This window comes from Peribacillus sp. QJM3NY_7 (assembly GCF_056173225.1).
In genome coordinates this window covers 5,027,862-5,042,636 of the sequence record NZ_CM149663.1, presented here as the reverse complement: position 1 = coordinate 5,042,636, position 14,775 = coordinate 5,027,862, and the positions used below count along the sequence as shown (strand labels likewise).

The following is a 14,775-nucleotide window of genomic DNA, read 5'->3' as shown; positions in this document are numbered from 1 at the left end:
ATAGGGGTTATTTGCAAATTTTTAGGTTAAGTTATATACAAAGATCTTATAATATTTATTATTTCCAAAAAACAAACATTTTTAATGAGTAAAATCCCAAAAAGTATGGTATACTTAACTTTGATTATTTTCCAATTATGTGATATAATTTTTTATTGCGTGAAAAGACGAAAAAATATATATAAAATAGGAGTGTTACCATGTCTGAAAAATTCGAAATTGGTGCGGTAGTTGCTGGTAAAGTTACTGGTATTCAACCATACGGTGCATTTGTTGCTTTAGATGAATCAACTCAAGGTTTAGTTCATATTTCTGAAATCACTCACGGCTTCGTTAAAGATATTAACGAACATTTAAAAGTGGGCGATGAAGTGAAAGTTAAAGTTCTTTCCATCGATTCAGCTGCTGGAAAAATCGGCTTATCGATCCGCGCTACAGAAGAAGCTCCTGAGCGTACTGAAGCTCCGAAAAAAGCTCCGAAAAAACGCCAAGCATCTGTTAAAGCGACATCTCACATCGAATCTACTGAAGGTTTCAACACATTGAAAGACAAACTTCAAGAGTGGATTGAACAATCTCAACGCGAAGACTTAATCAAAAAATAATTTTTTAGAACCGGCAGATCCTCGATCAGCCGGTTTTTTTTGTCCTGGGGCACATGAATGAAATAAAGCCGGGTCATGTGTTTATCCATGGTCCGGCTTTATTTTATAGAACATAACATTGTCGATGATCAAGATCTCAGCGAGTCGGTTTGGTTTCAGGCTCCCTGGAAATTTCAGGACTTGGTTTAAAGAGAAGACCAAGATTAATGAGACCGGCAATTCCAACCAATCCATAAACGATACGGGCCATTCCAGCATCTTGCCCTCCGAAAATCGAAGCGACCAAGTCAAATTGGAAAAACCCTATTAATCCCCAGTTGATTGCCCCGATTATAGTAAGAACAAGTGCAATTCTTTGTATTCCACTCATTGTACAGCCTCCTTTTTTTGAAAAAATCAGTTCTTTACTTATCATGCATTTTCAGCATGTAAATATACATCCACTCAAAAGTTACGGGCGGATGTTTTGTATTTAAATGGAACATTGGTCATAATAAATAAAAGAAAAACTAACGCTTGGCCCTGTCGTTCATTCGAAAACGGAGTCAATGTGGCATTAAAGGAGAGATACCATTGGAGAATTTCACATATAAAAATCCTACAAAAGTAATTTTCGGGAAAGGTCAGCTTGAAAGCTTAAAAACTGAAATTCCCGCCTATGGCGATAGAGTTTTACTTGTATATGGCGGGGGAAGCATAAAGAAGAATGGCTTATATGAAAAAGTGATCAATGCCTTGAAAGAGATCGATGCAGAGGTGCACGAACTTTCCGGAGTTGAACCGAATCCACGCATCTCAACAGTCCGGAAGGGTGTTGACCTTTGTAAAGAACATGGGATCGACTTTGTCCTTGCGGTTGGAGGGGGAAGCGTTATAGACGCTACAAAGGCCATCGTTGCAGGTGCTAAATATGAGGGTGATCCATGGGATCTTGTCATTAAGAAGGCACCAGTCGAAGAGGCCCTTCCATTCGGAACGGTGCTGACTTTAGCTGCAACAGGCTCTGAGGCGAATTCCGGATCTGTCATAACAAACTGGGAAACGAAAGAGAAATATGGATGGGGAAGTCCATTGGTATTTCCGCAATTCTCCATTTTGGACCCTGAAAATACTTTTTCAGTACCAAAAGACCAGACGGTATACGGAATGGTCGATATGATGTCACATGTATTCGAAACGTACTTCCACCCGGAAACGCATGCACCGCTGCAAGACCGTTTTTGTGAATCGTTGTTATCGACGGTGATTGAAACGGCACCTAAACTATTGGAAGACCTGGAGGATTATGAGCATCGGGCCACTATCCTGTATGCCGGAAACCTAGCCTTGAATGGGTCGCTTGGTGTTGGTTACAGCGGTGATTGGGCAACGCATAACATTGAACATGCCGTTTCAGCTGTTTATGACATCCCGCATGCAGGGGGATTGGCCATCTTATTCCCGAATTGGATGAAGCATGTGCTCCATGAAAATGTCGCACGCTTTAAACAAGTTGCAGTCCGTGTATTCCATGTAGATCCGGAAGGTAAAACGGATGAGGAAGCGGCCCTTGAAGGCATTGAAAGACTTAGGTCATTTTGGAGCAGCTTAGGGGCGCCGACCAATCTTTCGGATTATGGCATCGATGACTCACAATTGGAAGTCATGGCTGATAAAGCGATGAGCAGAGGGGAATTTGGACGATTCAAAGTCCTGAACCGTGAAGATGTCCTTGCCATTTTACGGGCTTCCTTATAAACAAGTGATATGATCCGATCTCCCTCCTTGCCAGGTGGGAGATTGCTTTATATGCATAATTCGTTATTTACTTGATCGATTTCTTGATTATGAGAATTACATCAGATAAAGTGAAAGGGAAACTAAAGAATTCAAGGAGGAATTTGAATGGCCCATATTCGTTTCGATTATTCAAAAGCCCTGCCGTTTTTCGGGGAGCATGAAATTACCTATCTACAGGATGCTGTAAAAGTGGCGCACCATTCCCTGCATGAGCAGACAGGGGCAGGCAATGAATATCTTGGCTGGCTTGATTTACCCGTCAATTATGATAAAGAAGAATTCTCAAGAATCAAAAAAGCGGCCGCGAAAATAAAAGAAGATTCAGAAGTGCTGCTGGTTATCGGAATCGGTGGATCATATCTGGGAGCACGGGCAGCAGTTGAGATGCTTCAACATAGTTTTTATAACATTCTACCTTCGGATAAAAGGAAAGCACCGCAAATTTTATTTGTCGGTAATAATATAAGCTCTACATATATGCAGGACGTGATGGACCTATTGGAAAATAGGGATTTCTCGATCAACGTCATCTCTAAATCCGGTACGACCACGGAGCCTGCACTGGCCTTCAGGATTTTCAGGAAACTGCTTGAACAAAAATACGGCGTTGAAGAAGCTAAGAGCCGCATTTATGCTACGACTGATAAAGAGAAGGGCGCATTAAAAACGGTAGCAACGGAGGAAGGTTTCCAAACATTCGTCATTCCTGATGATGTTGGCGGACGTTACTCGGTCTTAACGGCTGTAGGGCTGCTTCCGATTGCTGTCAGCGGGGCGGATATCGATCAAATCATGGGGGGAGCCGAGCGTGCCAGGGCCGACTTCAGTTCTTCCGAGCTAGGAGAGAATCAGGCATACCAATATGCGGCGGTTCGGAATATCCTTTACAATAAAGGGAAAACGATTGAAATGCTGATAAACTATGAGCCTGGACTTCAATACTTCTCTGAGTGGTGGAAACAGTTATTTGGAGAAAGTGAAGGAAAGGATCAAAAAGGGATATTCCCTTCATCGGCTAACTTCTCGACCGACCTGCACTCATTAGGGCAGTATGTCCAGGAAGGACGGCGTGATCTTTTTGAAACGGTCATCAAAGTCGATAAGGCCCGTCATGAAATCGTGATTGAAGAAGCGGCCAATGACTTGGACGGCCTGAATTACCTAGCAGGTGAAACGGTGCAATTCGTGAATAATAAAGCATTTGAGGGTACGCTGTTAGCCCATACGGACGGTGGCGTTCCCAACCTGATCGTAACGGTTCCTCAGCTCGATGCTTATACTTTTGGCTACCTTGTATATTTCTTCGAGAAAGCTTGTGCAATGAGCGGTTACTTACTGGGTGTAAATCCATTTGATCAGCCTGGAGTGGAAGCCTATAAGGTGAACATGTTTGCTCTTTTAGGCAAGCCGGGTTATGAAAAGAAAAAAGCGGAGCTTGAACAGCGCTTATAATATAAAAGGCAACAAGCCGGAATAACATCCGGCTTGTTGCCTTTTTTTGGTTTCAACGCCAAAGGGTAAGAATAAACATATTCGATACTGGTATCGAAAATGAAAGTGGGGGGTGATTAGTATCAAGGAGCCAGAGAAACTGAGAACGGTTCCCCGGTCCGCAAGAAGCCTGCCTGCCGGATGGAAAGAAGAAGATGTAAGATGCTAAAACAAGAGAAAATCAAAACTGGAGGAAATCATATTGGGAGACTTAAATATTTTTATATCTTTTGGTGCTGGGGTTTTATTCTTTATCTCTCCTTGCTGTTTACCCTTATATCCTGCCTTTTTATCTTATATTACAGGATTATCAGTTACAGAATTAAAAGAAATTAAATAGCAGGCCAATTTTATTTACGATCTCTTTTATGAATACATTGATTTAATTAGACAAGTAGGTGCTATTTTGATAATTGTTTTTGGTTTAATGATTATTGGGGTTTTTCAACCAAAATTCTTAATGATGGATAAAAATCGCCCATCCGTTAGATAGGTTCTATTTTAATTGGGATAGGATATGCTGCTGGTTGGACTCCTTGCATAGGACCCATATTAGGGGCCGTTGTAACCCTTGGTTTGTCTACAGGTCAGATGTTAATAATACAAAAAGTGAACCTGACTAAAAAAGAAGGCAAAGAATTATTAAAAAAATCCTAGTTCATTCAGAGAAAAAAGGAATCCCCACTTTTCCCAAAAAGAAAAAAGCCTGAAGCGATTTTTGAACTGTGCCCCATTTTACGGACAGTATAAAAAAGTGCCTAAGCGGCTAATAAATGGTCCCGGTATTGTACCGGGGCCATTTTCTTTAGCCCCCATTGATAACGATGATCATTATATTCTTCAATAACTCGATCAACTTCTTCCTTCACATCCGTTAAATGAGTACATGTTTTATATTCTGCCAAATCCTTAAAGTGGCCAAAGAAACTTTCCATTGGCGCATTATCCCAACAGTTTCCCTTGCGGGACATGGATTGGGTTATCCCAAGTTCCTTCACTTTGCGCTGAAATAGCGGATGGGTGTAATGGAACCCCTGGTCAGAATGAAGGATTGCATTCGGATGGAACTTGTGACACACAGCCTGCTTTAGCTTACTTAAAGTCTCGTAAACGATATCCATTTCTAATGAAGTGGATAAATGGTACGTAACGATTTCTTTTGTCGCGGCATCTTTTACGCAGGATAAATACGCTTTTTGGCCTTTCCCATAATAAAGATAGGTAATGTCAGTAAGCAGGACCTTGCCTGGCTCCTCCTGATTGAATTCACGATCAAGGAGGTTTGGACAAGTAAGGTGCTCCTTGGTTGCTTTGGCCATCTTCCGATATGGGTTGGCCCTTCTGATTTTCGCTAGGAGATTATATTTTGTCATCAACCGCCTGATTTTTTTATGATTCATTACCGCTGAGTAGTCATTCTCCATAATCATTTTGATTTGGAGGGCGCCTACTTTTTCCTTTTTACTGATGAAAATATTTCTAATCAATTCTATGTCCAATTCATCCTGTTCTTCACGAAGCTCACGGTAAGGAGCTGCCTTTAACCAATCATAGTAGCCACTTCGACTTACACCAGCCAACTTGCATAGATAGGAAACAGCCTTCTTTAATTGGTGTATTCTGATTGTCCTTTCAATTAGATAGAACTTCTCAGCAACAGTTAGAATCATTTCTTTTTCAGAGCCTGCCTTTCTAGCTCTTCCAGCTTTTTTAGGAAGTCATTTTCTGCTTCAAGGAATTTGATTCTCGCCTCGGCCTTCCTAAGTTGGTCCTCTACAGACTGTGGCTTAGAAGTGGGGCGTCCTGTACTTCCTTTTCCACGGCGTTCCGTAAGGAAGCCTTCCTCACCAAACCTTTCAAAGGTACTACGCCAGCGCTGTAGACAACGTTTAGGTTGTTTCTTTCCAATTATTTCGAGATTAAATCCCTGGTCAATGAAAATTTGAGAGGGGGATTTCCCCTTTTTATAATCCTTAACAGCTTTTGTCTTAAATTCCGGACTATAGGAAATAGATCGCTCGGAAGCACTAATGATATTTGGATTCTTTTCAAGTTCTTTAATCTGAAATTCAGTATATATATTCTTACTCATAGAAACCCTCCGTCCATACTCATTACATCTATTGAAACATAAAAAAACCCGGATAAGGGACACTTTTTTATGTGTGTCCGTTATCCGGGGTATAGTTCATTTTCTGCTCCAGGCTCTTTTTTTAGCTTTTGGTCTTCATGTAAATTTGATCAAAACAAGCAATAAATATATCTAGTTTAGCATTGAATTAAAGAATTAATACCAACGAGTATATAAATATTCCCACCAATGACCACCACCATATACACCTTGAAAGAGAACATTAGCAGTAGCGCGTGCAGTATACCCTGCACCTGCATAAAGTTTAGTGAAAATAGATTTAAAATGACCTAAGATACTTGACTGCAGTCTCAGCATATATCTCGGCAGATTCTATTAAGTTCTCCACTGAAACCCGCTCATCGTACCCATGGATAGTGTGTTCAAGCCCAGGACCGTAAAGGACGGTTTCAATGCCATGGCGCCGGAAGTGACTGGCATCACTTGAACCAAGCAGAAGTACGCTGAAGACGGGTTCCTCCATTCCAAGGACACGCTGGATTCCCAGTTCCATGGCCCTCACAATTGGACGATCCTCTAAGGTCCAGTTCGGGTTAGTACAGGGTACCATTGGCTCTACAACCGCACCTGGCGCTACAGCACTAACTAGATTCCTAGCGATATCAAGTACAAACTCGGGCTGCATACCGAATGGAACCCGGGTATCCACTTTAATGATACACTTGTCTGCGACGACGTTCACATTTGTTCCGCCCTGGATTATACCTGGATTGTAAGAGGGACGATAAAGTAACTGTGACAGTAAGGGATTTCCTAGAATCTGAGATAGGAGCCACTCAGTATTGTACAAAAGTTGACAAGGCTCTGGCGGAGGCGTTGCCTTGAGCTCCCATAGCTTGGTTAGTGCTTCGACCGCGGCTGCCCCTCTTCGTACGGCGGAGATTCCATAAAGCGGTTGTAGGCTGCCATGATCTGTCTGACCTGGTATGATCACCTGCATCCATGCCTTGCCCTTTTCACCGGCATTCGGATGGTAGCGGTCCGTTGGTTCACCAATCAGACAAGCATCACCCTTAATCAATCCTTGATCCAGGAGCGAGGCCACCTCAATGCCGCCAGTCTCTTCATCCGGAGAGGCAATAACTCCTAGGCTACCTTTCAAATTAAGAGTGGGGGCGAACTCCTGAAGTAGTCCAGCCACAAAAATCAGTGCTGCCAAGCCTCCTTTCATATCGGAGGCTCCCCTACCCAAAAGCATACCTGCTCTGACTTCTCCTGAGAAAGGATCGAAGGTCCAATGTGAACAATCGCCTGCAGGTACGACATCTGTATGTCCACAAAATAGGAGCCGTGGACCAGGTACCCTGGTTAAGGGAGCATCACAGACCACGGTAACCAGCGCATTTTCGCTACGGCGGTGCTCGGTAATCAAGAACCCTTTTGCTGCTAGGTATCGGCTAATATGGCGTCCCATTTCTGCTGACCGCTTCTTAAACTCGGGCGATGGATTTTCAGATGGAATTCGAATAAATGAAGCAGCAAGTTCGACTAATTCCTGTTGCCTTGACCTTATCAGTTGCCGGATCATTCTGGTACTCATATAAATACATCCCCTCCATGTCCAGCATTAGCCGCAGTATTTCTATACTATTCTATGTGCTGTTCCTAGTTGATATTTCTGAGGTTAAAAGTGGGGAATTTAAAGTCTCGTTCAATGCTATAGTTAAACTTAATGAGCCAAAGAGCCAAAGTTATATATGGGTAGCGTCAGGAAAATGTGCTTAACGTTGTAAATCCTCATTTTCCTGACGCTACCAGCAGAAGATCCAGTAATTACGAATGGAGGAGGAGGGAGCGACGAAGCTGAAATAAAAGCGTAAGGAAAGCTTGGAAATCAGTGAGGAAGCCAATCTTCCTTTATGCCTGATCAAGGGGACAATAGAGTCATTCCAGGTTTTTTTTTAGGCGCTTTGGTTAAGCTAATAGAAAATTAGCGAAAGAGGTTTTATACAATGATTAAAATTTCTTCTCAGTTGGAAGGGAAAACATTCGGGTTGTTCGATTTGGAGACAAAGTTAAAACCGGAAGGATATGCGATAGGCGGAGGATGGGATTATGACCACGGGTCTTTTGATTATAAGATTGATGACAGTGATGGCTACCAATTCTTGCGGGTCCCTTTCAAGGCTGTTGATGGTTCACTCGATCAGGACGGGGTAATGGTCGAACTCTTACAACCGTTCTTGTTATCTCATAAGTACGAGGACGGGAATGACGATGAAGGAAATATCGGAAACCTTTCCGCCTCCTTCAATCAGTTTGCCGAGCCTGAAAATCCGGATGCCGAATTTCCGGAAAACTATATCTCTTTAGGAAAAGCGCTTGTCCGTAATCTGGAAAAGCTTTTATTACATTAATCATCAATAATGATTAGAGTGTCATCACGATGGATGATTACATCTCCGGGGGGCTTGATTAAGGTCTTGCCTCCTGAAATGATGCCAACCAATAAAATGTTTTGATCGAATAGCTTAACGTTCAGCTGTTTGAACGTCAATTCCGCCCAGTCATCCTGGATGGGCAGCTGTTTGAGGCTCAATCCATCCAGCTCATTATGTTCTCTGGCTTCCGTTATGATCCCCTTCGATAAGCAATCCTGCATATATTCACTCGCGAATTTATTCGTTTCGACTATACCGTCCGCCCCAGCCCGTAAAGCATTTTCCTTTTGTTCATGCGTCAATATTTCCACAAGACAATACACATGCGGATTCAGCCCTTTGACGGCCAGTAACGTTAAAATCGAGAACATATCCGTTTGCAGCTCGTCCTGCTTAAGGTCAGCCGTAATAAGGACGCGTATGGCTTGTTTAATATTGGCTTTCTGCAAAACGGAATCCAATGTAGCCTTTCCTTGGATAAAGTGGATATTCGTTCGTGGAAGCGGGTGCTTTTGCAGTGTATCATCGATAAGGACAATGGATTGATGGTGCTTACGATCATGGATGTTTTGGATGATTCTCTTGGAACGGCCATTCCAGCCCACAATGATAATATGTCCGCCGCCGCCGAATACTTTCTTTCCTGTTAGAAATTGCTGTTCATTGGATATGGAAATTTTAGCGATGTACGCAAAATAAGAAGTAATCAGGCCGGCCCCTGACAAAATGAGGACCATCCCAATAATTTTGCCAAGATTGGTCACGGGAGTGAAATCTCCATAGCCGACCGTTGACATCGTCACGATTGCCCACCAGATGCCATCAAGCAAGGTGGGGAATCTCTTCGGCTCCACAATGTGGATCAAGACCCCGAATGAAAGTAAAAATAATGCGATGATGGAAAGCAATCTGATGAAACGCGGAAATCTGGGAACGGTACTCATGTATGGACCGATTCGAATCATTATTTTCACACCCTTTGAGCTGATCCTTATAGTATGGTCAAAAAAGGCATGGCTCATAAGGTTCCGAACAGACAAACTTTGAATGATGAATATCGGCATATTGCCTGATCGAATTACGGTAAATGATAAAAGCCCTCCGGAAGATGTCGGAAGGCTTTTAGTGCTGAGTCACGTATCCTGAATGGACTTCATGCTCGATGGTTGATTATATGCCCATTTCAGCTTCGGTATTCTATATCTTTTGTTAAACCCTTCTCCGTACATTGAAGTTATCACTGATGAGCAGCCAGTTTTGGGGGAAGGCTAAGCCGAGCTTCCAATAACTCATTCCCCTTAAGTTCAATTCTTTGAGTAAATCGAATTTTGCCTGAATCGATCTGGCATCTTCAAACCACACCTCATGCTGCCTATCCTCAATATCGGTATAATTGAAGTGAGGGGCCTGTGCGGTTTCATCATACTCGATTGAAACATCATTGTCCGCCGCAATTTGGATGGCCTGCTGCGGACTCACGGCCTTGGCAATGGATCCCTGTACAAAAGGCAGGGTCCAATCATAGCCATATAGGTTTTGCCCCATCAGGATCTTGTTGGAAGGAATATCGGTGACGGCATATTCGAGGACATCCCGAACAGGTCCGATAGGTGACACTGCCATTGGCGGTCCGCCGCTATACCCCCATTCATATGTCATGATGATGACGAAGTCGACGATTTCACCATGTGCTTTATAGTCATGCGCCTCATACCATCGGCCTTTTTGCTCAGCACTTGTTTTAGGGGCCAGTGCCGTGGAAATGAACCATCCTTCCTTCTTGAAGCGATCCCTGGCTTTTCGGAGAAATTGATTATAGGCTTCTCTGTCGGCCGGCCGTAAATACTCAAAGTCAAAGTGGATATCCCGGAAACCATATTTCTTTGCCGTTGTAACGATATTGTTCAGGAACTTATTCTGAACGGAAGTATTCGTTAAGATGATCCGCCCGAGCTCATCGCTGAACTGGTCATTCTCCTGATTTGTGATCACCATCATCAGGACATTTTTATTTTCCCTGGCGATGGCAGGGAAGTCATCGAGTAATGGCTCTTTTAAGGAGCCGTCTCGCAGCGCCTGGAAGCTGAAAGGGGCTAAGTAGGTTAAATAGGGCGCAGCTTCCCTGGCGGCCGTCACAAGGGCCGGTGCAACCGTCGTACCCCTCGGCTCGACATAGCCGTTGAATTCGGCGGTCCTTTTCCTCCGTGCCGGAATATAAAGCCGGTATCCAACGGATAGGATTTGACTTTCGGAAATGCCATTTATATTTGCCAATTCTTGAACAGGGACATCAACCCTTTGGGAAATGGAATAAAGACTATCACCCGGTTGAACGAAATAATAACTGCCGACGATTGGAATGACAAGGGCCTGCCCCGAAACAAGATTATTTGGGTTAGGGATCTTATTTGATTCAACGAGCCTGTCGACGGTTACGCTGTACGTCTGGGCGATGCCATATAACGTCTGGCCTGGCCTAACCACATGAATTTGCAATTCTTTTCCCTCCTACTGAAAGTTTCCTAACAGTTTATGAGCATAAAAAGAATTTCATGATAAAGAGCTTAGGATTGAGAGAAACGCAAACAAAAAAATACAATAAATTGGCAATAATAATTTAAGCTTAAAATGCTAATTAATATTAGTAGGAGGTGAAAACACATGGCAAACAACAATAACAGCAATCAACTTCTAGTATCTGGTGCAGAACAAGCTCTACAACAAATGAAAAATGAAATCGCTAGTGAATTTGGTGTAAACCTAGGTGCTGACACTACTTCTCGCGCTAACGGATCTGTTGGTGGGGAAATCACAAAACGTTTGGTTCAAATGGCTGAACAACAACTAGGCGGTTCAAACTTTTCTCGTTAATTAATTGAATAAATATGGATTAGAAAGAGAAGGAGCATCGCTCCTTCTCTTTCGCATGGCTCAGCCATGTGACTGCCAAGCTTTCAAAATCTTGATTGCCCTTTCAGGGAAATCGGTCATGATGACGTCGACTCCCAACTCTGCCAGCCTGACGATGTCGGCTTCTTCATTGGCGACCCAAGGCCGGATTTTATATCCGAGTTTTTTCGCTTTTTCTTTAACTGCTGGAGTCAGGCTGTTTTTATCTGGATGAAAACCCGATTCCTTTTTATCACGTAAGATTTCTTCGAAGTTTTCAGGAAGCCCCTCGAACAATAATGCCCGTTCAAGATCTGGGGCAAGCATCTTCACTTTTTCAATGGATTGATGGTTGAAGGAAGAGAGGATCACCCGGTTTTCCATTCCATTTTGACGAATTGCATCAATGATCTTCTGTTCGATTCCTTCATAAGCGAGTTTATCCGTCTTGATTTCGATATTCATCAATAAAGCATTTCCCTTAGCCCAGTCGAAAACGTCCATTAAAAAAGGAATCCGCTCCCCAAGGAATTCATTGGAAAATTTGCTCCCGGCATCAGCCGTTTTCAGATTTTGTGCCGAATGATCTTTTACATAACCAGTAAGGGTGGTCGTTCGATCAAGTGTTTCGTCATGGATGATGACCAATTCCCCGTCAGAACTGAGGTGGACATCGAACTCGATCCCCACGGCCCCGATTTCTGCCGCCTTTTGAAAGGCTGCCATGGTATTTTCAGGATGCGTCCCCTTGGATCCTCTATGGGCGAAAATCAGTATGTTTTGCAAAATCATCACTTCCCCTTTAAACTTTATCTTGAACCCTATCATACATGTACGCTTGAATTGTTTCAGCAATGTTTAATAGACAATATTTTAAACAACGAGTAAAATACATATGGTATTTCCATAAATAGGTGTTCGAAATATGAGGTGAATAAAATGAATATGTGGGAAATTTTTGTTGCAGTTATCCTTGGTCTTGTAGAAGGATTAACTGAGTTTGCTCCTGTATCGTCAACAGGGCATATGATTATCGTCGATGATTTATGGCTGAATTCGAAAGAGCTTTTCGGGAGTGAAGTGGCTAATGCCTTTAAGGTGGTCATCCAGCTTGGTTCGATACTCGCCGTTGTGGTGCTCTTCTGGGGGCGATTCATGGACTTGCTTGGTTTAAGGAAGCTGAAAGGCACATCCGCTGGGAACGGCCAAAAGCTTAACCTATTGCAGATCATTGTCGGATTGTTGCCGGCGGGCGTTTTAGGTCTATTATTCGAAGATTATATTGATGATCATTTATTTACGATGAAGACGGTTATCGTCGGATTGTTCCTAGGCGCATTTTTGATGATTGCTGCGGATAAATTCCGTCCAAGGCTGACTGCAGAGACGGTTGACCAAATCACTTATAAACAAGCCTTTGGTGTAGGATTAATTCAATGTTTGTCACTATGGCCGGGATTTTCCCGTTCAGGTTCAACGATATCAGGCGGTGTACTATTAGGGATGAGCTATCGGGCTGCTTCCGATTTCACGTTCATCATGGCAGTGCCGATCATGGCTGGTGCCAGTCTCTTGAAAATCGTGAAATACTGGGATAGCTTCACGCCTGAAGTCCTGCCATTCTTTATTGCAGGTTTCATCAGTGCATTTATCTTTGCATTATTCTGTATCCGCTTTTTCTTGATTTTAATCAATAAAGTTAAATTGACTCCTTTTGCCATTTACCGGATCGTCTTGGCGGTTGTGCTTCTATTCATTATTTGGTAATACGAAATGAAGCTTGAAAGAGGAGAGGAACCACCCCGTTGATTCGGGGTGGTTTTTTGTGCGTCCGAAAATGAGCAGGATTCCCATGAAATTAATAACGAATGATAATTTAGTTTTTAAGTTTTTAATTCGTCATTATTGAGTAAAAACTCAATAAATCTTTTTATAATAAAAAAATATTCGGTTTTCAGTGCAGTTTCAGTCATAATTAGTAAAAAAATATAAATAAAATAAAACTGCCTGAGCGTAATGATACCAACGTGTTTGAGTATTTTCCCGAATATTCAAATGATTACATAAACTATTTCCATATAATTTATATGATATAATTTTAGTATAAATAAAGTACATGTGTACACCTGGGGAGGACAACATGAGAAATGACCAATTGAAGAAAACGATTGGCTTTTGGGTTGGAACATCTATTGTAGTTGGTACAGTTATCGGTTCTGGTATTTTCATGAGACCTGGTGACGTGCTTGAATTGAGCGGTAATTCAACCATGGCCTTGTTAGCTTGGCTGATAGGCGGTCTGATTACCCTTGCAAGCGGGTTGACGATTGCGGAAGTGAGTACACGGATTCCTAAAACGGGCGGCTTATATGTCTATATGGAAGAAGTGTACGGTAAAGCATGGGGATTCCTATGCGGCTGGGTTCAGACATTGGTATACGGACCTGCAGTCATGGGCGCACTCAGTTTATACTTCGGGTTATTAGTTGCAGGAATATTTAAGATCGCTTCAAGCTACTCTTTGGCGATAGGGATTCTTACGATTGTATTCATAGCAGGCATGAACTTGCTGGGGACAAAATACGGCGGTATCATCCAAACCTTATCGACCGTTGCTAAATTGATCCCGATCATTTTCATAGCGGTATTCGGTATCGCACAAGGTGATATGCCTGTATTCAATATCGATAGTGAAAGTTCAATGAAAATCAGTATGGCCGGTGCGATTTTGGCAACGCTCTGGGCGTATGATGGCTGGATGAATGTCGGCTTCATGGCAGGGGAAATGAAAAACCCGCAGAAAACGTTGCCGCGGGCAATCATAACGGGATTGGTCGTCGTCATGGTCGCTTACTTGGGTGTGAATCTTGCCATGCTTCATGTATTGGGGGCGGAGGGAGTCATAGCCCATGGTACGAATGCAGCGAATGTTGCAGCAACACTTCTATTCGGTGAATTGGGCGGGAAATTGATATCGATCGGAATTGCGATTTCAATCTTCGGTTGCTTGAACGGAAAGCTTTTGACCTTCCCGCGCATTACCTTGGCGATGGCGACTGATAAAATGATGCCAGGCCATAAACAAATCGGAAAAATATCGCCCAAGTTCAAAACGCCTATAAATGCCACGGTATTGCAAGTGTTCATTGCAATCATCATGATGGTTGCAACAGACCCTGACAAACTTACCAATATGGCTGTTTTCTCTGTCTTCTGTTTTTATGGATTAGCCTTCTTTGCGGTCTTCATCTTACGCAGAAAAGATCCGGATGCAAAAACGTATAAAGTGCCGTTTTACCCATTCATCCCCATCGTGGCGATTGCTGGTGCAATATACATTGTTTTAAGCACGTTAATCCAAACACCTTTAAATGCCCTGTACTCAGTGATCATCCTCATTATCGGTATGCCAGTGTACTGGCTCCTTAAGAAAAGCGAGCGGGATGGTAAACGTTCAAATTAATGAAAAACCTTCACT

Annotated in this window: 13 protein-coding genes and 1 pseudogene; 8 read left to right on the top strand and 6 right to left on the bottom strand. The window is 42.8% G+C overall.

What is annotated here, in order from left to right; translation table 11 throughout:
- Window positions 1-200: 200 nt before the first annotated feature.
- A complete protein-coding gene (gene yugI, locus AC0VX1_RS24370; RefSeq protein ID WP_034310304.1) occupies window positions 201-605 on the top strand; it encodes a S1 domain-containing post-transcriptional regulator GSP13 in 405 nt (134 codons plus the stop codon).
- Between the two features lie 136 nt (window positions 606-741).
- Here the strand turns inward: yugI and AC0VX1_RS24365 are convergent, their stop codons facing one another.
- Complete coding sequence (locus tag AC0VX1_RS24365) at window positions 742-975, bottom strand: DUF378 domain-containing protein (protein WP_034310308.1); 234 nt, start codon at window positions 973-975, stop codon at window positions 742-744.
- Between the two features lie 203 nt (window positions 976-1,178).
- Between AC0VX1_RS24365 and AC0VX1_RS24360 the strand changes: the two genes are divergently transcribed.
- From AC0VX1_RS24360 to AC0VX1_RS24350, 3 genes and pseudogenes are all read left to right on the top strand, one after another.
- Window positions 1,179-2,342 carry an iron-containing alcohol dehydrogenase gene (locus AC0VX1_RS24360; RefSeq protein ID WP_095390937.1) on the top strand — a complete coding sequence of 388 codons (1,164 nt, stop codon included), beginning with the start codon at window positions 1,179-1,181 and terminating at the stop codon, window positions 2,340-2,342.
- A gap of 147 nt (window positions 2,343-2,489) precedes the next feature.
- Window positions 2,490-3,836 carry a glucose-6-phosphate isomerase gene (locus tag AC0VX1_RS24355; protein WP_475469419.1) on the top strand — a complete coding sequence of 449 codons (1,347 nt, stop codon included), beginning with the start codon at window positions 2,490-2,492 and terminating at the stop codon, window positions 3,834-3,836.
- Window positions 3,837-4,077: 241 nt separating this feature from the next.
- Window positions 4,078-4,430: pseudogene (locus AC0VX1_RS24350) on the top strand (cytochrome c biogenesis CcdA family protein); the annotation flags it as partial.
- Window positions 4,431-4,633: 203 nt separating this feature from the next.
- Here the strand turns inward: AC0VX1_RS24350 and AC0VX1_RS24345 are convergent.
- Together AC0VX1_RS24345 and AC0VX1_RS24340 are read right to left on the bottom strand one after the other, a co-directional pair.
- Window positions 4,634-5,967 (bottom strand): IS3 family transposase gene (locus tag AC0VX1_RS24345; protein ID WP_475468889.1). Its coding sequence is split into 2 segments (ribosomal slippage): window positions 4,634-5,595 and window positions 5,595-5,967, totalling 1,335 coding nucleotides; the frame shifts between segments, so codons are not numbered across the junction.
- Window positions 5,968-6,286: 319 nt separating this feature from the next.
- Window positions 6,287-7,567 (bottom strand): M20 family metallopeptidase, encoded by a 1,281-nt coding sequence (locus tag AC0VX1_RS24340; RefSeq protein WP_475469417.1) that lies wholly within the window; start codon window positions 7,565-7,567, stop codon window positions 6,287-6,289.
- Between the two features lie 412 nt (window positions 7,568-7,979).
- Between AC0VX1_RS24340 and AC0VX1_RS24335 the strand changes: the two genes are divergently transcribed.
- Window positions 7,980-8,384 (top strand): YugN-like family protein, encoded by a 405-nt coding sequence (locus tag AC0VX1_RS24335; RefSeq protein ID WP_057278022.1) that lies wholly within the window; start codon window positions 7,980-7,982, stop codon window positions 8,382-8,384.
- On the opposite strand, the gene AC0VX1_RS24330 is transcribed toward AC0VX1_RS24335, so the two are convergent.
- Entirely contained in the window at window positions 8,381-9,373 is a 993-nt protein-coding gene (locus AC0VX1_RS24330) for a potassium channel family protein (RefSeq protein ID WP_475469415.1), read from the bottom strand. The genes AC0VX1_RS24335 and AC0VX1_RS24330 overlap by 4 nt on opposite strands.
- A gap of 244 nt (window positions 9,374-9,617) precedes the next feature.
- A complete protein-coding gene (locus AC0VX1_RS24325; RefSeq protein ID WP_145506576.1) occupies window positions 9,618-10,904 on the bottom strand; it encodes a glycoside hydrolase family 18 protein in 1,287 nt (428 codons plus the stop codon).
- 165 nt (window positions 10,905-11,069) lie between these two features.
- Here AC0VX1_RS24325 and AC0VX1_RS24320 point away from each other — a divergent pair, with 165 nt between their 5' ends.
- Window positions 11,070-11,279, top strand: a complete 210-nt coding sequence (locus AC0VX1_RS24320) for an alpha/beta-type small acid-soluble spore protein (protein WP_034310322.1) — start codon at window positions 11,070-11,072, stop codon at window positions 11,277-11,279.
- Between the two features lie 60 nt (window positions 11,280-11,339).
- On the opposite strand, the gene AC0VX1_RS24315 is transcribed toward AC0VX1_RS24320, so the two are convergent.
- The gene (locus tag AC0VX1_RS24315) at window positions 11,340-12,083 is read right to left on the bottom strand and encodes a glycerophosphodiester phosphodiesterase (RefSeq protein ID WP_475469412.1); all 744 of its coding nucleotides are present in this window, start codon (window positions 12,081-12,083) and stop codon (window positions 11,340-11,342) included.
- Between the two features lie 153 nt (window positions 12,084-12,236).
- On the opposite strand from AC0VX1_RS24315, the gene AC0VX1_RS24310 reads away from it, so the two are divergent.
- A complete protein-coding gene (locus tag AC0VX1_RS24310) occupies window positions 12,237-13,064 on the top strand; it encodes an undecaprenyl-diphosphate phosphatase (RefSeq protein WP_475469410.1) in 828 nt (275 codons plus the stop codon).
- 373 nt (window positions 13,065-13,437) lie between these two features.
- Window positions 13,438-14,760 (top strand): APC family permease, encoded by a 1,323-nt coding sequence (locus AC0VX1_RS24305; RefSeq protein ID WP_063574788.1) that lies wholly within the window; start codon window positions 13,438-13,440, stop codon window positions 14,758-14,760.
- Window positions 14,761-14,775: the final 15 nt, after the last annotated feature.

Bases quoted from the DNA above. Each gene is read 5' to 3' on its own strand.
- yugI (WP_034310304.1), top strand. From the start codon at position 201: ATGTCTGAAAAATTCGAAATTGGTGCGGTAGTTGCTGGTAAAGTTACT.
- AC0VX1_RS24365 (WP_034310308.1), bottom strand. From the start codon at position 975: ATGAGTGGAATACAAAGAATTGCACTTGTTCTTACTATAATCGGGGCA.
- AC0VX1_RS24355 (WP_475469419.1), top strand. From the start codon at position 2,490: ATGGCCCATATTCGTTTCGATTATTCAAAAGCCCTGCCGTTTTTCGGG.
- AC0VX1_RS24340 (WP_475469417.1), bottom strand. From the start codon at position 7,567: ATGAGTACCAGAATGATCCGGCAACTGATAAGGTCAAGGCAACAGGAA.
- AC0VX1_RS24335 (WP_057278022.1), top strand. From the start codon at position 7,980: ATGATTAAAATTTCTTCTCAGTTGGAAGGGAAAACATTCGGGTTGTTC.
- AC0VX1_RS24330 (WP_475469415.1), bottom strand. From the start codon at position 9,373: ATGATTCGAATCGGTCCATACATGAGTACCGTTCCCAGATTTCCGCGT.
- AC0VX1_RS24320 (WP_034310322.1), top strand. From the start codon at position 11,070: ATGGCAAACAACAATAACAGCAATCAACTTCTAGTATCTGGTGCAGAA.
- AC0VX1_RS24310 (WP_475469410.1), top strand. From the start codon at position 12,237: ATGAATATGTGGGAAATTTTTGTTGCAGTTATCCTTGGTCTTGTAGAA.
- AC0VX1_RS24305 (WP_063574788.1), top strand. From the start codon at position 13,438: ATGAGAAATGACCAATTGAAGAAAACGATTGGCTTTTGGGTTGGAACA.